This window comes from Viridibacillus sp. FSL E2-0187, assembly GCF_038006425.1.
In the GTDB taxonomy this organism is placed as follows: Bacteria; Bacillota; Bacilli; order Bacillales_A; family Planococcaceae; genus Viridibacillus; species Viridibacillus arvi.
Map to the genome: position 1 here is coordinate 1,539,247 of NZ_JBBOVG010000001.1, position 19,445 is coordinate 1,558,691.

The following is a 19,445-nucleotide window of genomic DNA, read 5'->3' on the forward strand; positions in this document are numbered from 1 at the left end:
ATATCTGGCTTTATCTATCTCTGTTTTGAATATCGAAAATAGGTTCTTATTAGTTATCGATTATCTCTTTAAGGATCTCAGCAAAGATGTCTGTCGTTCTATACTCTTCTTGTAGTGTATTTTCCACTCCACCAATTTGTAATAGTACCATGTTATTTACGAGATCTTGGTTGTAGGTGCTTTGATCTTTTGGGTTGTTTTTTATTACGACACCTCTTGAGAGACCAGGGTATTTTTTTTCTATTTTATTGTGAAGACGATTAGCGAACTTTAAATTTTTTTCATAGTTGACATTTGATTTGGAGATGACAAATTCTACTTTAGCAAAGTCTTTTCCTTTTATATTAATTGTTGTAACATCTCTATCAGCTGAATCCCTGTGTATATCAAACACCATTTGAATGTTTTTGTTCTTTTTCAGCGTATCTTCTAGAATTTCTCTTGAAACTGTATACGTCTTATTAAGGGCGAGTCCTCTATCTTTAAGAATACTTGTAATATCTCTGGATTCTTGAATAGTTCTGATGTTGGTGGCATTTAAGTTCTTACTTAGCCTTTTACCGACTAATTTGATATTTTTTATTTCATCATAAAAGCGTTTTTGTTCATTAGCATCTATTTCTGAATAAAAGGATTCATAATTATGTGAATGATATATATAAACAGAAGGTTGATAAATATAGATAGATGGTTCTTGTTTATTAACTACAGATGCAGATTGTGATTTATCGATAGAAGATAGGGTAGGATCTATTAAGGAAATACCTTTAAAAGATATAATTGAAAAGATAGCTATAGCAAATATGATTAACCCACTAAAGGCAATAGATAAACGTTTATAAGCCTGTTTTCTATTTAGCTTACTTGCATTTTGTCTTAGTTTTGCTTCAGTAGTTGAAACAAAATCCGGTCTTGGATTAAGAGGATACGTTTTTTTGATTAAATCAAATAAATCTTTATCATTTTGCATTAATAAATACCTCCTCTATATCAGTATTTAATTTGTTTTTGAGCTCTTTTAATGCTCGGTGATAATCTACTTTTACCTTGGATTCACTACATTGCAGTATTTCAGCTGTTTCTTTAATAGATATTTCGTTTATACCTCTTAGAATAACGACCGTTCTAAAATTTGGTTTTAGTTTTGAAATAGCGAAATGAACAGATTTTTTCAGTTCGGATTGTTCGAATAATTCATTAGGTTCTGTGTTAGTTGATTTAAACTTCAAAAAGAATCCATCTGTAAAGAGAGTGGCAAATTTTTTCTTTCGATAATGATCAATAGCTACATGTTTTGCGATAGAAAATATCCAAGTTTTTAAATTGTTTATTCTGTTAATGCTAGGTAAATTATTCAAGACTCGTAGAAAGACCTCTTGCGTCATATCCTCAGCATCATTTTGATTACCTGAAAAACAAATTAGAAACCTATATACATCTAAGTAATGGTGATTATATATATCAATAATACTGTCTTCCAAGTTCTCTTTATTGATCAAATTTCTCCCTCCTCAATTATGTATTCGTATATTAATCGTTTGAACTATAAGAAAAGTTACAAATATTTTCTATTCATTTAATATGTGGGATATCATTTGTTTCTTTTAGTAGTGTAACATCCATATTCATTTGTAGTTTAACTTCTTTTTGCAAATAGTAGAGGAGGAATAAAAAGAGTCGCCCAATTTTCAAATGGGCGACTCTTTTTATTTTGTAGCTAATACACGGAGACGGTAATAATCCGCAATCCACTTTCCGTCTTGGTATAGTGTGGTTTTTAAATGTTCTTCTGTTCGTTTAATAACTTTTTCTTTTTCAATTTTGGTCAAATGCTCAAGTAGACTGTCACTAAACATATTCAGCCAGTTTAAAATACCATCTTCCCCAGATAATTCAGTAGGACGATTATATAATTCTACATAGTGAACATTAAAACCATATTCATCTAGTAAAGCAACATACTCGGCCACGCTTGGAAAATACCATGGAAATTTTTCTGCTTTGTATTCATAACCTAATTCACGAAATGATTGTTGAATTGCATCTACAATAGATTGAATATTACCTTTTCCACCCAATTCAGCGACAAAACGTCCACCATCTTTTAATGCTTCATAAATACTTGCAACGGCCTTTTCTTGAGATTTCATCCAATGTAACGCAGCGTTAGAAAAAACGGCATCAAACTGGTTTGAATAACCAAGGTTTTGCGCATCTTTGACGTGGAAGGGAATATGCTCAAATTTTTGACTTGCTTGTTCAATCATTGATGCTGACTGATCAATCCCAATGACTTTTGCAGCTGACTCTGCAATTTGTGCAGCTAAATCACCTGTACCACAACCGACATCTAAAATCTGTTCACCTGCTTGTGGATTAAGAAAGGAAATTAATCCTTCACCATATTTAGAAACAAATTGATGCTTTGAATCATATAAAGTTGCATTCCAAGTACTATTCATTCTGCTCACTCCTTTTCTTAAGAAAACTATACTGCTAATTGGAATGAAATTGAAATAATTAAAAAGCGGATTTTTGATAACGATTTGGAATTAAAAGGTTAATAAGGAACCGTTTTATTTCAAAGCGTTATCTCAAGTCAAATTTACTGAATAAATACTAAGAATAAATCAAAAGAAAATGAACAAATTAAACTGGATGGAGGTGATTATTAATGGCGAATAACAACCAAGAAAAAAATAAAGCGAAAAAGAATAATGACTTAGGTCGTGAAGAATTTGGTTATGGGTTTGATTTGAGTCCAGATGATTTTGATGTGGTTGGACAAAATAATGAAGCACATAAACAACATAATCATGAAGCTAAACAAAAACCGAATAATAAAAATAATGCTAGAAGAATAAATGAATAAGTAAGTTGAAAAGAGGAGTGCTACATATAAAACGATATTAAATTGTTTTTATATGTAGTACTTTTTTATTAGGTGTATTTAAATTTTGTTATGAGAGCAGATAATTTAACTGTTGGGAAAATGTTAGTAAATATTCGATATCATTGTGTCATATACATAAAATATTATAACGATCTATATAATAGTTTAAGGTTATTATCCATAGTATGTACACTACGACAGAAAACAATGTGATGAGGTTTTTAAAGTGTAATTTTACTAATAAAAAGGAGGATATAATGAGAATAGGATACCGTTCTATTTCTGTAATAGTTAACTTATTTCTCGGCTATTTATCTTTTTTTATAGGTGTATTATGGTTCATGACAATAATGTACGCTTCGCATTCTTTCGGATTGAGAGTAGACTCTACATTCGATGATGGTTTACTAGGTATTTTTTTAATTCTTTCTATCATTGCAACGGCTATTTATATTCCGGCTTGTATTAATTTAAACAGCATAATTAGGCCAAAATTAGAAATGAAAAAATGGAGTTTTATCACTTTTATATCCATAGTTTTTATCCTTGGTTTTTGTATTATTACTTTAACTATACAGTGAACGGTTGTTGGTTAATAAAAAATGTTACATTTTTCCGTGACATGTAACAGGCCTATAAAGTCCAATACATCAAGCTTTTATGAGGAATTTTATTTTAGTATGTTCTGAATCAATCCCATAGAAATTAAAAAACCTCTAGTTTTTAAATAAGTAAAGTGCTATGGTATTTACATACAATATAATAATCCTTCGGGGTCGGGTGAAATTCCCAATCGACGGTGATGAAGTGAACCTTCTAAGCCCGTGAGCTTGATAAGAGCAGGATTTGGTGCGAATCCAAAGCCGACAGTATAGTCTGGATGGGAGAAGGATGTAGTGAATATCAAGGTCTTATTAAATTTATGTAGATTTAATAGGTTTATTTAGCATTGATAATTTATATCTCCTATCAAACTCCGTAGTGTTCTATGGGGTTTTTTTGATGCCCTAAAACGTTATTGTATTGTTGTTAATTTCATATGTAATATCCTTCGGGGTCGGGTGAAATTCCCAATCGACGGTGATGAAGTGAATCTTCTAAGCCCGTGAGCTTGATAAGAGCAGGATTTGGTGTGAGTCCAAAGCCGACAGTATAGTCTGGATGGGAGAAGGATGTAGAAAATATCGAAGTCTTATTAAAAATCTTGTATTTTAATAGGTTTATTTGCTTATGATATTTTACATAACTCCTATCAAACTCCGTAGAAATCTATGGAGTTTTTTTGATGGAAAAAACTAAATAAGTACGTCCTTCGGGGTCGGGTGAAATTCCCAATCGACGGTGATGAAGTAAAGCTTCTAAGCCCGTGAGCTTGATAAGAGCAGGATTTGGTGCGAATCCAAAGCCGACAGTATAGTCTGGATGGGAGAAGGACAACTAGATCACACGCAATTCCTTTTGAAAATTAGTATTTCATTAGGTTTATTTAGCAATGCGTTTATCTAAAACTCTCCCAAACTCCCTAATTTAATTAGAGAGTTTTTTATTTTTCAAAAAGGGAGGTTTATCACAATGCATGACGAGTATTTTATGGATTTTGCGTTGAAATTAGCAGCAGTGGGAGCGGGGCAAACTTCGCCCAATCCGGTAGTAGGAGCGGTCATTGCAAAAGATGGTGATGTAGTCGGTTTTGGAGCGCATCTTAGAGCAGGTTCAGCGCATGCCGAGGTTCATGCAATTAACATGGCTGGAGAAAATGCAGGTGGCAGCACGATGTATGTCACATTAGAGCCTTGTAATCATATCGGTAATACACCGCCTTGTACGACGGCTATTTTGAATGCAGGTATAAAAAAAGTAGTGGTAGCAACACTTGATCCAAATCCCATAGTAGCTGGAACTGGTGTAGCAAAGCTAAAGAATTCTGGCATTGAGGTGGAAGTTGGGCTTTGTGAAGCCGAGGCTGTGAAAATAAATAAAGCCTATTTCTACTTTATGAAACAGAAGTTGCCTTTTGTTACGTTAAAGCAAGCTATTACATTGGATGGCAAGATTGCTACCGTTCATGGACAAAATGAAAATATCACAGGTAAAGAAGTGCAGGAGGATGTTCATCGTAAAAGAGCGCAAACGGATGCGATTTTAGTTGGTGTTGGGACGGTGTTAACAGATGATCCATTACTAACAAATCGATTTACAGAAAGTAAAAAACAACCGATTCGAATTATTTTGGACACGCATTTAAGAACACCTATAAAAGCTAAGGTTATCACTGATCAAACAACGCAAACATGGATTGTTGTTGGGCTTGAAGTAACCCCTGATCAAATCACCCGCTTTGCACAAGCCAATGTACAAATTATCCAACTTAAAACAAAAACAATCGCAATCCAGGACGTACTTCAAGAGCTGGCAAGGCGAAATATTGTCACCCTTTATGTAGAAGGGGGGCAGCGTATAAATACAAGCTTTATCAATTCAGGTCTAGTCAATGAAATGATTACTTACATAGCACCAAAACTAGTAGGTGACTATGATGGAATTGGGATGTTGGGAGATTTAGAGGTAAATAATATGGCAGAAGCTGTCCCACTAAAACTGCAACAAGTGGATCGAATTGGTGATGTGATTAAAGTGATTACGAGAGTAGGGGGATAGCGTATGTTCACAGGAATTATTGAGGCAAAAGGAAAAATAACTGAGCTGAAAAAAGATGCAGAGAGTATGAAGCTTACTATTGAAGCTCATGACATCATGTCGGATATGCAAATTGGCGATAGTGTAGCAGTAAACGGGGTATGTCTAACCGTTTCGCATTTTACCCAGCACAAATTCAGTTTAGATGTCATGCCAGAAACAGTGAAAGCGACAACAATGCACGCCTTAAAAGTAGGTCAGTTGGTGAATTTAGAAAGAGCAATGGCTGTAAATGGGCGATTTGGCGGTCACTTCGTTTCTGGCCATGTTGATGGGACAGGGACCATTATCAGAAAAACAAAGCAAGCAAATGCAGTCTACATTGACATCGCTATCACTAGAGAACTGAGTCATTTTTGTATACCGAGGGGTTCCGTAGCAATTGATGGAACAAGTTTGACGATTTTTGATAAACAGCCTGAAAAACTGACTGTATCTCTTATTCCACATACGTATCAAGAAACTATTTTTGCACTTAAAGAAACGGGACAACAAGTGAATATCGAAACAGATATGCTAGGTAAATACATTATTCATCAATTACAGAATAACGATAGTACTTCAGCAATTACAATGGATTTTTTACAACAAAACGGATTTTAAAACGGGCGGTGTATAGCAATGTTTCACTCAATTGAAGAAGCATTAAAGGATTTAAAAGAAGGCAAAATGATCATAGTCGTTGATGATGAAAATCGTGAAAATGAAGGGGATTTAGTAGCACTTGCAGAATATGCAACCCCAGAAAATATTAACTTTATGGCAACACATGCAAGAGGTCTAATTTGTACACCAATAACAGAAAAAATCGCAACAGAGCTCAATTTACATCCAATGGTGTCCAATAATACGGATCACCATCAAACGGCATTTACAGTAAGTATTGATCATTGTAATGCAAAGACGGGTATTAGTGCATTTGAGCGTTCACAAACGATTCAACATTTATTGAATACCAATGCATTAGCCGATGATTTTAAAAGACCGGGTCACGTTTTTCCGTTAGTTGCTAAAAGAAATGGCGTCTTAGAAAGACCTGGTCATACAGAAGCTGCAGTTGATTTGGCGAAAGCATGCGGCGCAATTCCAGCTGGTATTATCTGTGAAATAATGGGGGATAGCGGAGAGATGTCTACTGGACAAGAGCTAATAGACTTCGCTCAAAAACATCAGTTAAAAATAATTACGATTGAAAGTTTAATTCAATATCGTTACATCCAAGAAGATCTAGTCACTAGAGCAGCTAATGTACAACTTCCTACAAGCTATGGCCATTTCAATTTGATTGGCTATGAAAACGACATCGACAAGTTCGAACATGTAGCCCTTGTAAAAGGGGATGTAAGTATTGTAGAAGCTCCGATTGTTCGCGTTCACTCATCTTGTCTAACTGGTGATATTTTTCATTCGGAAAGATGTGATTGTGGTCCTCAATTGGAACAGGCCTTAAAAGTTATCGAGACTGAAGGGGCGGGTGTTGTGTTGTATATGCAGCAAGAGGGTAGAGGTATCGGTTTGATCAATAAGCTACGTACTTATGAGTTACAAGAGCAGGGCTTTGATACAGTTGAAGCCAATGTAAAGTTGGGTTTTCCTGCAGATGCACGTGACTATGCATTAGCAGCTCAAATGCTAAGAAATTTAGGTATTTCAAAAGTTCGCTTATTAACGAACAACCCAGATAAAGTACAAAGCCTAAAAGCATATGGCATTGAAGTTGTCGAAAGATTGCCAATTGAAATTGAAGCTGTAGCAAGCAATTTATTTTATTTAGAAACTAAAAAAGAAAAGATGAATCATCTTATTTCGTAAAGGGGAGCTTAAAATGGGAAAAGTATTTGAAGCACAATTAATTGGAACAGATTTAAAAATTGGTATTGTAGTAGGTAGGTTTAATGAGTTTATCACAAGTAAATTACTAGGTGGCGCAATGGACGGCTTAGTACGACATGGCGTTTCAGAAGACAATATTGATGTTGCGTGGGTACCTGGTGCATTTGAAGTGCCCTTTATAGCAAAGCAAATGGTAGAGAAAGGTGACTACGATGCAGTAATAGGTTTGGGGACGGTTATACGTGGTTCCACATCCCATTATGATTATGTGTGCAATGAAGCAGCAAAAGGAATTGCCAATGTTTCGTTAAATACAAATGTACCCGTTATTTTCGGTATAGTCACAACAGAAAATATTGAACAAGCAATCGAACGCTCAGGTACGAAATCAGGCAATAAAGGCTATGATTCTGCAGTTGCTGCAATTGAGATGGCTAATTTAAAGCGTCTATTTTAAAAATAAGGCACTTCTACGATATTGTAGAAGTGCCATTTACATATCAGTCATTATACATGCCGCTTGCATCCATTAACATGAGAATCAAGGGTATGATACCTAGTGTGAAGCAGGTAATCGTTAATATTTTTGCTTGTCTAGCTTCTCGTATGTTTCCTTCATGAAGGTGTTCTATAAATGAAATTTTAAAATAATAGCTCAATATTAATAATAGAATAGGACTATACATAATTATTGTACTCAAAAAATCACCTCGATTTCCAAATTTATCATAAATATAATTATATCAAAATATAAATGTATTGAAAGCCTTCGTTTACAGCTACAATAGAAAAGCACCTCCAATTGTAGACTTAAGTCTAACAATTGAGGTGCAGATTTAATTCAATGAATTATTTTTTCTCCATTTTTAATTTTATCTAGTAACCTTTTTACTTTCTCTCTTGTTTCTGGATTAGTTGGATCTAAATTACATCCTTCTGGAATATTCGCATGATCTCCATTATAATCGATTTCTTTATCTAATTTAAATAAGTCTAATTCAGTAATGCTTTCATCTTCTAACTCACCAAATGCAGCAACAATTCGTAATTCATCATTTCCTTCATCAATAAACGTTAATTTAGAATTATAAGTACCTAACTCTTCTTGATCTGCTAAGTGGTGACAAACTATTTCTAAAATATCATCTGCATTTAATTTAAAATAATGATGCTTTTTATCGTTTTTTTTATTTTTCAATTTAATATAGCCCACCTTAAAAATTTTAAATCACACGAAATTGGTATGATTTTTGTTGTTTACTATCCCAAATAACCTAACTAGTTAATACTATTATCCTAACCAATTGTTATTATAAGCAATTATTCCAATAATAGCACCAATTGAAGCTCCGAAAAGTAAATAAAAGATTGTTTTTGCTTTTGAAATACCCATTTATTTTTTTGAATCATCCAAGAACAAAGACCTCCTTCATATTATGGAAATACTTATCATTATTGTAACTTGAAATAGCCAAAAAAACTGTTTGCTAGTTTTGTAAATCATCAACGAGCTTTTATCTCGAATTTTGTTATTAATTAAACCTTATTTTAATGTTGCGATGGAAAAAAAATAGAAACTCCGTTTAAATCATCTCGACATTATATTAAATATACATATTAGGATGGAGGTAGCTAGATATTATGAGAAAATCAATCAAAATATTAATATTTCTTTTGTTACTATTGATTTCTATTACAACAATTTATGTCGAAGTGAATAAAATGATTTATAAAAATCGAGTAATGGAATATCTTGTAGCGGAGAAAGGCTATAACAAAGAAGAGATTAAAGAAATTAAAGGTGTGTGGGGGAAGAAACTACCTCCTTTTTACACTACTGTTATTTTTAAAGATGAACCATCTATTATATACTCGTATTTTGCACATAATGACATTAAGCAGTTTGAGTATCGTTCTTTAAATAATGAAGTTAATTTAAAATCATCTGACCTCAAACATTATGAACCCTATTAATTTCAAGGAAATCAACAATAAAATTAAACATAGCCAAAATTTATAAAAGAGTACTTCTCATATTAATGATTGGATGTAGATAAGTAAAAGGAATACGGAGGGTTAAGATAAGAGTAACTCAGTAATAATTATAGAGAAATGGAATCTGATTTATTCTTTTGTTGAAAGTAAAACTAGGCAATAGTTCAAAGTGATCGGTATCCTGAGAACCAATTATATTAATCCACCATTACAAATGTTGAATCTAATAATTCATCTCAAATCAAAAAACTTATGTCATGATAATACTGAATACATATAAATTAAAGGCTTAACAGTACAATTTAGGCTATACTAGGGTATGAGAGGAATCCAATTCAATTCCTTTCAAGTAAAGGAGCTGACTTAACTTGTTAAAACAACAAATTGAAAATTATATTGAAAATCATATAAGTGAAAACAAAATTGAATTGTTTGATATTGAAAAGGAATACGCAGAAAAACATCAATTACTTACTAGTGGTGTATCTGTTGCTGAAAAAGCATTTCACATAGATGCTCTTGAACGCTGTAATAAAGAGACGGAAGAATTGATTTCTGCTGAAACTCCTGCTTTCTTGCAGAAACCAATTTCGTATTTGAAAGAACAAGCAAATGAATTTGTTTATGTAGAATCTAGTAATTTTGAGTTAATCCGTATGGACGCTGTAGCGCTAGAATTCGATGATGTTTTCGAAACGTACACAGCCTTATTTGGTTTGAAATTACAAAAGAAATTCGGCGAAGCTATAAAAACTTATTTGAATACACATTTGCAAGGAGATAATGCGAAATACAGTGTCATGTTTTCTGCTGAAGATGGTTTGTGGGATGTAAATGTGCCATTAGACTATCTAGAGGGTTTTAGTGAAGCAAAATCATTTGAAGAAATCTATAATATGATTTATCGCTTCTTCTTCAAATTAGTTGAAGAGATTGAGGAAGCACAGTGAAGGATGGGAAATGATTGAGTAACAGAGAATTTATTTACACATATTCAGGACATCGAGATGAGTATGATTTGTGTCGTATGGAGATGCGTTCATTTTTTGGATTCGACGTCCTTTCAAATGTGTTGAAAAGTACGATAGAAATAGATCCGAGTAGAAGTCCATTTATGAAAGAGCGCCTTGAAGTAATATATGAAGGTGAGAGCTTCGAACAAATAGCCGACTTAGTTGAACAACTTGATTTAAATCATGCAACATTTAAAGTTGTTTGTTTGAATGACTCTGAGCTTGGTTCTATGAAAAAGGTAGGCCACTCAAAACGACGAGAAATCGAACGTAATATTGGTTTACGTATTAAAGGTGAACCTGATCTAGAGCAACCTGAAACTGTATTTGGTGTCGTTATGATAGATAACAAATGGTATTTTGGTAAATTAGAAGTCAGTGAACCTATTTGGCTTCACCACCAGCAAAAACCGCATATGTACTCAACAGCCCTAAATACACGTGTTGCAAGAGCCGTTGCAAATATCGCAGTTCCGCATCCTAACGGTGTTCGTGCAATCGATCCTTGTTGCGGTATTGGGACAGTTTTAGTTGAAGCATTATCGATGGGAATTGATATCGTAGGACGAGATATTAATCGACGTGTAGTGCTAGGCTCAAGAAAGAATATTGCCCATTTCGGTCTAGAAGGCAATGTAACTACTGGACCAATTTCAGAGATTGAAGACAATTATGATGTTGCAATCATTGATATGCCGTACAATTTATTCACACATATTACTGTTGAAGAACAGCTTGATATAGTGAAGCAGGCTCGCCGATTCACCAAAAAAGTTGTAATAGTAACGATTGATACAATGGACCATATGGTTGAAGAAGCTGGTTTTGAAATTATTGATCGCTGTGAAGCAAGAAAAGGAACTTTTTCTAGACAAGTATTGGTTTGTAAATAATATAATATAGGCCCCTTATGCTATAAGGAACATTTTGTTCTTCTAGCATAAGGGGCTTTCTATTTAATGATAAAAACTACAACTTCTTTGCCTCATGTACATCAATTTATCAAAATAATTAAAGTAGTGAAAATATAAATCTGTTCATATATATATGGGCGGTGTTATATTTGTTAAAATTGTAAATTTAATTATTTGAAAGTGAAGTGCTTATAATTGAGATTCTTCCAACATTTTCATCCATTAGTATGGATCATTTTAGGCGGTACAGTATTTACACGTATCGCAAGTTTTATGGCAATGCCCTTTTTGGCGCTTTATCTACATAAAGATTTAGGGGTAGGGCCTTTACTTATCGGTATAACGATAGGAATTGCCCCATTACTATCTACTATAGGGGGCTTTATCGGTGGTTATCTGACTGACCGATTTGGTAGAAAACGAATTCTGTTAATCACTGTTTTTGTATGGAGTACGGTGTTTATAGGATTCGCTACGACAAATATAGTTGCTATGTTCATAGTCTTAAATGCTATTAATGGTTTATGTCGTTCATTTTTTGAGCCGGCTACACAAGCATTAATGATTGATTTTACACCACAAGAAAAAAGAAAACGTCTCTTTTCATTACGCTATACAGCAATTAATATAGCTGCTGTTATAGGTCCTGTTGTTGGAGTCTATATTGCCAGCCTGTCAAGTCCAAGTGTACCTTTTTTGTTTACAGGCGCTATGTACTGCGTATATGGAATCTTTTTGATGCTTGTATTGAATCGATATGAAATGAAACAGCAAAAACTAGCAACACAAATTCAAATACATCATATGTTTCGCATTATCTTATCGAATCGAAAAATGCAGCTGTTTGTTGCAGGTGCGATATTGATTAACTTTGGATATTCTCAGTTCGATTCCACATTACCTCAATTGGTCGAATTGACTGTTGAAGAGGGAGTAAAACTTTACTCATTATTAATAGCACTTAATGCTGCAGTTGTTTTAATATTGCAGTTACCGATTAGTATCTATTCTGAGCGTTATTCAACGAAATTCACACTTTTATTGGGTATTGGATTCTTTGTAGCGGGTTTAGCTTTATTTGGCGTTGCAAATAGTAGTCTCATATTTGTTATTGGGATGGTACTGTTTACTATTGGTGAGATCTTTGTTTTCCCAACAATGAATGTCCTAATTGATGAAATTGCCCCCGAAACACAAAAAGCAAGCTTTTTAGGGGCAGCCCAATTCAAGAACTTAGGAAGTTTCATTGGACCAGTTATAGGTGGATGGTTGCTAGTGCATTTTCAAGATCAACTCTTTTTTATGGTAGCTTTGATTGTACTATCTAGTGCAGCATTTTATAAGACGGCGATGAATTTGAAACATTAAAGTTAACTTGAATATGTAAAATACCCCGGTTAAAGGACAGTATAATAAGGTCTTCTAACGGGGGTTTCTTTTGCCGGTTTAATAATGAAATTAGTTTGCCAAAGACAACGCTTTTCTCTTGATTGTTCTTCAATAAAAAGGTAAATTTAATTGTGCTATTATAGAACTGTTCGTAATGGAACTGTTTGGAATGAAAGGAGTGGGGGATTTTGAGTCTTGAAAAAGACGCTGGTATAAGGTCTGAAAAGTTATTACATTCATTTTGGCATGTGAACCATTGTATTAGGAGAATAGTGCAAAGAACCGCATTAGAAAATGATCTTACGATTCCTCAATATGCTCTATTAATAACGCTCGCACCATTTGAAGAGATGACTCAAAAACAGTTAGGGAAAGCAACGTTTTTTCCGAAAAGTACATTAAGTCAAGCTGTTGAGGGACTTGTGCAGGCTGAATTGATTCAGAGAAATCCTGTAGAAGATAATAGACGTGAAATGCTGTTGACCCTTAGTGATAAAGGGCAATTGCTTTATAACAAGATACAAAGCCAAGAGAGTAGTATACTCCAAGCTTTTGAGTCAGCGACTAATTCACTTAGTGAAAAACAATACGATGATCTTCTAACATCACAGCGCCAAATAATCACGTTACTAGAAGAGGCTATAGAAAGAGGAGAATGATTTAAGTGCTTAAACTACTCAAAAACCTAACAGTTTATAAGTGGATTGTTCTAGCGGTGGTTGGACTTGTATTCGTTCAATCCATGGCTGATTTGTATCTACCTACTCTAATGTCAGATATTATTGATAAGGGAGTAGTAGTAGGTGATAAGAATTATATTTTGAAAATCGGTGGATTAATGCTTTTAGTGGCTGCACTTGGAGTGGGTGCATCGATTGTTGCAAGCTATTACTCATCAAAAGCTGCAATGGGTTTTGGTCGTGATGTCCGACGAAAAGTGTTTAATCATGTTGAAGAATTTTCACTGCAAGATTTTGATGAAGTTGGAACAGCATCACTGATTACACGAACAACAAATGATATAACTCAAGTACAGCAAGTAGTGATCATGTTACTAAGAATGGTTGTAAGTGCACCGATTATGTTTGTTGGTGGATTAATAATGGCTTTATCGAAGGATGCAAAATTATCGCTTATTATCGTAGCAACAATCCCTGTACTAATGGGAGCAGTTATTCTCATTATGACAAAAGGAATACCGCTATTTAAATTAGTGCAAACACGTTTAGATCGTTTGAATTTAGTTTTACGAGAAAATTTAACAGGTATACGCGTTATCCGTGCTTTTAATCGTGAAAAGCAAGAAAAGGTTCGTTTGCAAAAGGCAAATAAAGATTTAATGGATGTTTCTATCAAAGTCAATAAAGTAATGGCATTTTTAATGCCTGTTATGATGCTAGTAATGAATTTAACAGTTGTTGCTATCATTTGGTTTGGTGGAATTCGTATAGATAATGGTGGTATGCAGATCGGGGACTTGATGGCATTTATTCAATACGTCATGCAAATCATGTTCGCCCTTGTTATGGCATCAATGATGTTTGTTATGATTCCGAGAGCTGCAGTGTCCGCTAAACGTATTAATGAAGTATTAGATAAGAAACCAACTATACTTAATGAAGGAGCCAAAGCAGCAGACCAAGAGCGAGGAACACTTGAATTTGATAACGTCACTTTTACTTACCCAGGAGCAGAAGAACCTGTGTTATCTAATATTAGTTTCCGTGCTAAGTCAGGTGAAATTACTGCAATCATTGGGGGAACCGGTGCTGGGAAATCAACACTCGTGAATCTAATTCCACGTTTTTATGATGTTACTAGTGGAACGATTCGAGTAAATGGTGTAGATCTAAAAGAGACATCAATCGATGAGGTACGTTCTAAGATTGGTTATGTACCGCAAAAAGCACTTCTCTTTACAGGTACGATTGCTGAAAATATTCGCTTTGGTAAAGAAGATGCCACGCAAGAAGAGATTGAACATGCGGCGCGCATAGCCCAAGCAGAAGACTTTATAAGTAAAATGGAAAATGGTTATGAATCTGAAATTTCTCAAGGCGGTTCAAATGTATCGGGTGGTCAAAAACAACGACTTTCAATAGCAAGAGCGTTAGTCAGAAAACCGGATATTTATATATTCGATGATAGCTTTTCAGCACTTGATTACAAAACAGATGCAAGTCTACGAGCTGCATTAAAAGAAGAAACTAAGAATGCAACAATGCTACTCGTTGCTCAGCGCGTTAGTACCGTAGTTAATGCTGATCGAATCATCGTTTTAGATAAAGGCGAAATAGCTGGGATAGGTACACATAAAGAATTACTTGAAGAAAATGAAGTTTATCGTGAAATTGTTAAATCACAGCTCTCAGAGGAGGAAATCGCATGAGTAAGCATAAAAAAACGCAACCTCAAGGCGGCGGTCCAATGGGGCATGGCGGTGGTCATATGATGATGGCAGGGCAAAAGGCTAAGAATTTTAAAGGTACGTTTAGACGTTTACTTAGCTTTTTAAAACCACATCGTAATCGACTAATCGTCGTATTTTTAGCAGCAATTATGAGTACTGTTTTCATGGTTGTAGGGCCGAAGATAATGGGGAATGCAATCACTGAATTATTTGAAGGGGCATATAGCAAATTCAAAGGAGTACCAGGAGCAGAAATCGACTTCCATGCTATTGGACAGTTGTTACTGTTACTTGCGGGACTTTATGTAATTAGTAGTTTGTTTTCGTATATACAACAGTATATTATGTCTAGCGTCGCTCAAAAAACTGTTTATGATTTAAGAACAGAGATCAATGAAAAGCTAGAGAAACTTCCATTGAAATACTATGATGGACGTGCAAATGGAGAAACTTTGAGTAGGGTAACAAATGACATTGATACGATTGGTAGCACGCTACAGCAAAGTGTAACGCAGTTTATCACTTCAATTGTAACGATAATTGGGATTATTATCATGATGTTAACAATCAGTCCATTGCTGACATTAATATCAATTGTAAGTTTGCCACTTTCAATTTTCGTCATTAAACCAATTTTGAAAAGATCTCAAAAACATTTTGCAGAGCAACAAAAAACTCTTGGCCAGTTAAATGGTCATATTGAAGAAATGTATACTGGCCATCAAGTCGTTAAAGTATTTGGTCATGAGAAAAAAGCGGTCGCAGAGTTCGATGAAGTAAATGAAAAATTATATCAAGCAGGTCGAAAAGCACAATTTATCTCGGGAATGATTATGCCTTTAATGTCATTCATCGGGAATTTAAGTTACGTTATCATTAGTGTTGTAGGTGGTATTTTAGTAACGCAACGTGCGATTTCAATTGGTGATATACAAGCATTTATTACGTACACTCGCCAGTTTACACAGCCTATTGCACAAACAGCGAACATTGCAAACATTATCCAATCAACAATCGCCGCAGCTGAACGTGTTTTTGAACTACTAGATGAAGAAGAGGAAGTAAAAGAAGTGACATCATCTAGTTTAACAAAAGCAAAAGGAGCTGTTACTTTCGAGCATGTTAGTTTTGGATATGGCAAGGAACTATTAATAGAGGATATGAATATTGAAGTACAGCCAGGTCAAACAGTGGCCATTGTAGGTCCAACTGGAGCTGGTAAAACGACATTGATCAATCTATTAATGAGATTCTATGAGTTAAATGATGGGAAAATCAAAATTGATGGTATTGATACGCGCAACATGTCTCGCGAAAACCTTCGCAAAACATTTGGTATGGTGCTTCAGGATACATGGCTCTTTAATGGGACAATTAAAGAGAACTTAGCTTTTGGGAAAGAAAATGCGACAGATGAAGAAATATTCTCAGCTGCGAAAACAGCTCGAGCAGATCACTTCATTCGTACACTTCCAGATGGGTATAACACAGTTCTAAATGAAGAAGCATCAAACATTTCACAAGGACAAAAGCAGCTTTTAACTATTGCTAGAGCAGTACTTGCAGATCCTCCGATTATGATTTTGGATGAAGCAACCTCAAGTGTTGATACGCGTACAGAATTACTGATTCAACAAGCGATGAATCGTTTAATGGAAGGGCGAACTAGCTTTGTAATTGCACATCGTCTTTCTACTATCAGAGACGCTGACTTGATCCTAGTGATGGATCAAGGTAAAGTAATCGAACAAGGAACACATCAAGAACTGTTAGAAGAAGAAGGTTTCTATGCTGACCTTTATAACAGTCAATTTTCAAATAAAGAAGCGATGTAAAAAATGTAAAAGCCTTGATTCTAATTTGGAATCAAGGCTTTTATATTGCATCTTATTTATTTTTAGTCAAAAAGATATTTTGATTTTGAAGAGTGGTTTTCTTTAGTGTATTAAGATAATTGAATTAATTAATATCAATTAGGTATTGGACATGAACCAGAGCAATAGACGGTACCAGAATAAGTTGCGATTGTGCGTGTTCCATCAAATTGATATGCTTGTCTTTGTAGAGTCCCACTATAACCACCACTGTTATAAGCAATTGTTGATGGAGGAACAACATTCCCATTAAAGTATCTATTAACCGATACGTATTGAGAATATGATGCTGCTGCTATTGCATCAGATGAGCTTGAATTTGCAGAGGAATGCGTTGGAATTCCAAAAGATAAAAACAACCCTAAACTTGCCACGCTCAATAAGCCTAAAAATTTCTTCATATAAATTACCTCCTAAAATATTTTTTAACACTATTAAACTAATTCTATAGAAGATCACAAAAACCTCCTTTTATTTGGTAAAAATGTAAAAACTTTTTTGAGGTGGATAATATCAAGAAATCAGTCTAATAATTAATAAATAGAATAAAACAAATGAGTTGCAAATGAATTCAATAAATTAATGATATCATTTTATTAAATACAACTAAGAGATTTTTATGGAAATAAAGTAAAATTTACTTGATTAATGACATATAAAATATCAATCGTATCGAAATGTTTTCTAATTTGTAGTAGAGCACAATAACTACTTCTACATAGATATAAAATAGCCTTTTGATATTGAAAAAGAGATAAATAATATACAAATATAAGATGTTTTTTCTTAATGAGCGTATGTGAACATATAATTAGTATGGGTGAATAATCAATTTCATTGGGAAGTATAAATATATTTGTTAAAATAATAGAATAGGATTATTATGCTTTCATTTTCATGATAAAGTCTCCTTGGTAGGCTATTCAAGGAGAAAACAAGTAAGACGTGGTTACATAATCCAATTGTTGAAGTTAGACTATTATGAAAGGCGGAGGTAAGCAATGAACATTTCTTATAAATTATTGTCGTCAGTAAGTTTTCAAGAAGCACATGAATTATTTAATAGAGGATTTGAAGGATATTTATTACCGATGAATTTATCTTTTGAAACATTCATTAGTAAGTTTGGAAATGAAGGTTTATCTCCATCACTCTCCATCGTTGCGTATGATGGGATTGAGCCTGTCGGATTTGTACTTCAAGGAATTAGAGAAGTGGATGGTCAAAAGGTATCATGGAATGGTGGAACTGGTATTGTTCCCGAATATCGCGGGAAGAAGTTGGGCTTTTCTTTGATGAAAGAGGCGGAGAAAGTCTTATTGGATAATGAAGTTTCTATAGCTACATTAGAAGCACTTTCTGAAAATAGGCCAGCCATATCATTATATGAGAAGTGTGGTTACAAAGTAGTTGACGATTTGCTCTTTTTATCAGCAAATGGGGCATTAGATAATCAATTACCAAACTTAGAAGGCTATGAAATTCAAAGAATTCCTGCTGTGCATGCAATAGGTTCAGGTTTATTTCCAGCTATTGTACCTTGGCAAACAGATCCTAGTAACACTCCTAAAATAGGTGGAGAAGTTGTGATGATTACAAAGGATGAAGATGTACAAGCTGCATGTCTTATTCGGAAAAAATATGTGTTTGGAAATGAAACGGAAAGTATTACATTATTTCAAGTATCTGAAAATGGTGATGATGTTGTACTAAATGCATTACTTGCGTATGCTTTGGAATACGATAAGCCTATAAATCGTACTACTTATAACTTCTTAAAAGGAAATGGACAAGTGATTTCTTTATTAACGAAAAAGGGATTTGAGGAGACGCCTGTTTCACAAGTATTTATGACAAAAACTTTCTAACTCAATAATCAATATAGCGACTGGTGATTTTAATTTTTGAGCTCTATTTAACTATAATATTGGTTTTTATTAATTAAGTAGCGTATTGGCTATTTTTAGTCGAATACGCCTTCTTTCTATTCATGGAGTAAATAATTGCATTAATATCCAGACTTATACTCTGCTACTAAGTATGCAATAATTAATATTATGGTTAAAAGAATAATACCTAGAACAGAACTAGCTTTTGTCTGTGTAATTTCTTTCTTGGTAACATCTACTCCCTCTTTAAAGTTCTTGCGTTTCTGTTTTTCAATAGTATATGTAAATCCCAAAAATAAAAATGCTCTTCCATTCAATAATGCTTCCTTAGGTTTAAAGAATTGCCAAATAAATATTACATATATTGGACTGAATATTAAGATTCCCATTAATATTTGCAACCCCTCCTAAACTATGGTGTTTTTCTTTAATTATATATTGGTATTCTACAAATATTCCCAAAAAACCTTTTGTGCTATCATTTATCTTACTAGAATCACAGTGTTCGTTTATTGGGTCTAAGCAAATTTTTACCTTA

The 19,445-nt window shown here is 34.1% G+C and carries 20 protein-coding genes and 3 riboswitches; of the genes, 14 read left to right on the forward strand and 6 right to left on the reverse strand.

Annotated features, from left to right (window positions below):
* Positions 1-49: 49 nt before the first annotated feature.
* From spoIIP to MHH85_RS07360, 3 genes are all read right to left on the reverse strand, one after another.
* The gene (gene spoIIP / locus MHH85_RS07350; RefSeq protein WP_340706488.1) at positions 50-970 is read right to left on the reverse strand and encodes a stage II sporulation protein P; all 921 of its coding nucleotides are present in this window, start codon (positions 968-970) and stop codon (positions 50-52) included.
* Positions 960-1,499, reverse strand: coding sequence for an RNA polymerase sigma factor (locus MHH85_RS07355; RefSeq protein ID WP_340706489.1), 540 nt, complete (start codon positions 1,497-1,499; stop codon positions 960-962). Before MHH85_RS07355 ends, spoIIP begins: the two co-directional genes overlap by 11 nt.
* A gap of 207 nt (positions 1,500-1,706) precedes the next feature.
* Positions 1,707-2,462, reverse strand: coding sequence for a methyltransferase domain-containing protein (locus MHH85_RS07360; protein ID WP_340706490.1), 756 nt, complete (start codon positions 2,460-2,462; stop codon positions 1,707-1,709).
* A gap of 212 nt (positions 2,463-2,674) precedes the next feature.
* Between MHH85_RS07360 and MHH85_RS07365 the strand changes: the two genes are divergently transcribed.
* From MHH85_RS07365 to ribH, 6 genes are all read left to right on the forward strand, one after another.
* Complete coding sequence (locus tag MHH85_RS07365; protein WP_340706491.1) at positions 2,675-2,872, forward strand: hypothetical protein; 198 nt, start codon at positions 2,675-2,677, stop codon at positions 2,870-2,872.
* A 278-nt stretch (positions 2,873-3,150) separates the two neighbouring features.
* Positions 3,151-3,474 (forward strand): hypothetical protein, encoded by a 324-nt coding sequence (locus tag MHH85_RS07370; protein ID WP_340706492.1) that lies wholly within the window; start codon positions 3,151-3,153, stop codon positions 3,472-3,474.
* A 181-nt stretch (positions 3,475-3,655) separates the two neighbouring features.
* Positions 3,656-3,789: riboswitch (FMN riboswitch) on the forward strand.
* Between the two features lie 147 nt (positions 3,790-3,936).
* Positions 3,937-4,070, forward strand: a riboswitch (FMN riboswitch).
* 127 nt (positions 4,071-4,197) lie between these two features.
* A riboswitch (FMN riboswitch) is annotated at positions 4,198-4,331 on the forward strand.
* A gap of 134 nt (positions 4,332-4,465) precedes the next feature.
* Positions 4,466-5,551 (forward strand): bifunctional diaminohydroxyphosphoribosylaminopyrimidine deaminase/5-amino-6-(5-phosphoribosylamino)uracil reductase RibD, encoded by a 1,086-nt coding sequence (ribD, locus tag MHH85_RS07375; RefSeq protein ID WP_340706493.1) that lies wholly within the window; start codon positions 4,466-4,468, stop codon positions 5,549-5,551.
* Positions 5,552-5,554: 3 nt separating this feature from the next.
* Positions 5,555-6,193, forward strand: coding sequence for a riboflavin synthase (gene ribE, locus MHH85_RS07380; RefSeq protein WP_340706494.1), 639 nt, complete (start codon positions 5,555-5,557; stop codon positions 6,191-6,193).
* Between the two features lie 18 nt (positions 6,194-6,211).
* Positions 6,212-7,402, forward strand: coding sequence for a bifunctional 3,4-dihydroxy-2-butanone-4-phosphate synthase/GTP cyclohydrolase II (locus MHH85_RS07385; protein ID WP_038182498.1), 1,191 nt, complete (start codon positions 6,212-6,214; stop codon positions 7,400-7,402).
* A 13-nt stretch (positions 7,403-7,415) separates the two neighbouring features.
* A complete protein-coding gene (gene ribH / locus MHH85_RS07390) occupies positions 7,416-7,880 on the forward strand; it encodes a 6,7-dimethyl-8-ribityllumazine synthase (protein ID WP_038182497.1) in 465 nt (154 codons plus the stop codon).
* Between the two features lie 384 nt (positions 7,881-8,264).
* On the opposite strand, the gene MHH85_RS07395 is transcribed toward ribH, so the two are convergent.
* On the reverse strand, positions 8,265-8,621 hold the full coding sequence (locus MHH85_RS07395) for a hypothetical protein (protein WP_038182494.1): 357 nt from the start codon (positions 8,619-8,621) through the stop codon (positions 8,265-8,267).
* A 443-nt stretch (positions 8,622-9,064) separates the two neighbouring features.
* On the opposite strand from MHH85_RS07395, the gene MHH85_RS07400 reads away from it, so the two are divergent.
* The 7 genes from MHH85_RS07400 to MHH85_RS07430 all read left to right on the forward strand — a co-directional run bounded on the left by MHH85_RS07400 (position 9,065) and on the right by MHH85_RS07430 (position 16,979).
* Positions 9,065-9,397 (forward strand): DUF3139 domain-containing protein, encoded by a 333-nt coding sequence (locus MHH85_RS07400; protein ID WP_038182491.1) that lies wholly within the window; start codon positions 9,065-9,067, stop codon positions 9,395-9,397.
* A gap of 389 nt (positions 9,398-9,786) precedes the next feature.
* Positions 9,787-10,368, forward strand: coding sequence for a branched-chain amino acid aminotransferase (locus tag MHH85_RS07405; RefSeq protein WP_340706495.1), 582 nt, complete (start codon positions 9,787-9,789; stop codon positions 10,366-10,368).
* Between the two features lie 77 nt (positions 10,369-10,445).
* On the forward strand, positions 10,446-11,324 hold the full coding sequence (locus tag MHH85_RS07410) for a TRM11 family SAM-dependent methyltransferase (RefSeq protein WP_403979894.1): 879 nt from the start codon (positions 10,446-10,448) through the stop codon (positions 11,322-11,324).
* A gap of 216 nt (positions 11,325-11,540) precedes the next feature.
* Positions 11,541-12,713 (forward strand): MDR family MFS transporter, encoded by a 1,173-nt coding sequence (locus MHH85_RS07415; protein WP_340706497.1) that lies wholly within the window; start codon positions 11,541-11,543, stop codon positions 12,711-12,713.
* Between the two features lie 209 nt (positions 12,714-12,922).
* Complete coding sequence (locus tag MHH85_RS07420; protein ID WP_193739965.1) at positions 12,923-13,393, forward strand: MarR family winged helix-turn-helix transcriptional regulator; 471 nt, start codon at positions 12,923-12,925, stop codon at positions 13,391-13,393.
* Positions 13,394-13,398: 5 nt separating this feature from the next.
* Positions 13,399-15,123, forward strand: coding sequence for an ABC transporter ATP-binding protein (locus MHH85_RS07425; protein WP_340706498.1), 1,725 nt, complete (start codon positions 13,399-13,401; stop codon positions 15,121-15,123).
* Positions 15,120-16,979 (forward strand): ABC transporter ATP-binding protein, encoded by a 1,860-nt coding sequence (locus tag MHH85_RS07430; RefSeq protein WP_340706499.1) that lies wholly within the window; start codon positions 15,120-15,122, stop codon positions 16,977-16,979. Before MHH85_RS07425 ends, MHH85_RS07430 begins: the two co-directional genes overlap by 4 nt.
* 134 nt (positions 16,980-17,113) lie before the next feature.
* Here the strand turns inward: MHH85_RS07430 and MHH85_RS07435 are convergent, their stop codons facing one another.
* Entirely contained in the window at positions 17,114-17,419 is a 306-nt protein-coding gene (locus MHH85_RS07435; RefSeq protein WP_193739962.1) for a hypothetical protein, read from the reverse strand.
* Between the two features lie 600 nt (positions 17,420-18,019).
* Here MHH85_RS07435 and MHH85_RS07440 point away from each other — a divergent pair.
* A complete protein-coding gene (locus tag MHH85_RS07440) occupies positions 18,020-18,886 on the forward strand; it encodes a GNAT family N-acetyltransferase (RefSeq protein ID WP_340706500.1) in 867 nt (288 codons plus the stop codon).
* A 140-nt stretch (positions 18,887-19,026) separates the two neighbouring features.
* On the opposite strand, the gene MHH85_RS07445 is transcribed toward MHH85_RS07440, so the two are convergent.
* Positions 19,027-19,308, reverse strand: a complete 282-nt coding sequence (locus tag MHH85_RS07445) for a hypothetical protein (protein ID WP_340706501.1) — start codon at positions 19,306-19,308, stop codon at positions 19,027-19,029.
* Positions 19,309-19,445: the final 137 nt, after the last annotated feature.

What these genes read in the sequence shown, in the direction of transcription:
- MHH85_RS07400 (WP_038182491.1), top strand. Translation starts at nt 9,065, where the DNA reads ATGAGAAAATCAATCAAAATATTAATATTTCTTTTGTTACTATTGATT.
- MHH85_RS07440 (WP_340706500.1), top strand. Translation starts at nt 18,020, where the DNA reads ATGAACATTTCTTATAAATTATTGTCGTCAGTAAGTTTTCAAGAAGCA.
- MHH85_RS07360 (WP_340706490.1), bottom strand. Translation starts at nt 2,462, where the DNA reads ATGAATAGTACTTGGAATGCAACTTTATATGATTCAAAGCATCAATTT.
- ribH (WP_038182497.1), top strand. Translation starts at nt 7,416, where the DNA reads ATGGGAAAAGTATTTGAAGCACAATTAATTGGAACAGATTTAAAAATT.
- spoIIP (WP_340706488.1), bottom strand. Translation starts at nt 970, where the DNA reads ATGCAAAATGATAAAGATTTATTTGATTTAATCAAAAAAACGTATCCT.
- MHH85_RS07435 (WP_193739962.1), bottom strand. Translation starts at nt 17,419, where the DNA reads ATGAAGAAATTTTTAGGCTTATTGAGCGTGGCAAGTTTAGGGTTGTTT.
- MHH85_RS07365 (WP_340706491.1), top strand. Translation starts at nt 2,675, where the DNA reads ATGGCGAATAACAACCAAGAAAAAAATAAAGCGAAAAAGAATAATGAC.
- MHH85_RS07430 (WP_340706499.1), top strand. Translation starts at nt 15,120, where the DNA reads ATGAGTAAGCATAAAAAAACGCAACCTCAAGGCGGCGGTCCAATGGGG.
- ribE (WP_340706494.1), top strand. Translation starts at nt 5,555, where the DNA reads ATGTTCACAGGAATTATTGAGGCAAAAGGAAAAATAACTGAGCTGAAA.
- ribD (WP_340706493.1), top strand. Translation starts at nt 4,466, where the DNA reads ATGCATGACGAGTATTTTATGGATTTTGCGTTGAAATTAGCAGCAGTG.
- MHH85_RS07410 (WP_403979894.1), top strand. Translation starts at nt 10,446, where the DNA reads ATGGAGATGCGTTCATTTTTTGGATTCGACGTCCTTTCAAATGTGTTG.
- MHH85_RS07370 (WP_340706492.1), top strand. Translation starts at nt 3,151, where the DNA reads ATGAGAATAGGATACCGTTCTATTTCTGTAATAGTTAACTTATTTCTC.
- MHH85_RS07385 (WP_038182498.1), top strand. Translation starts at nt 6,212, where the DNA reads ATGTTTCACTCAATTGAAGAAGCATTAAAGGATTTAAAAGAAGGCAAA.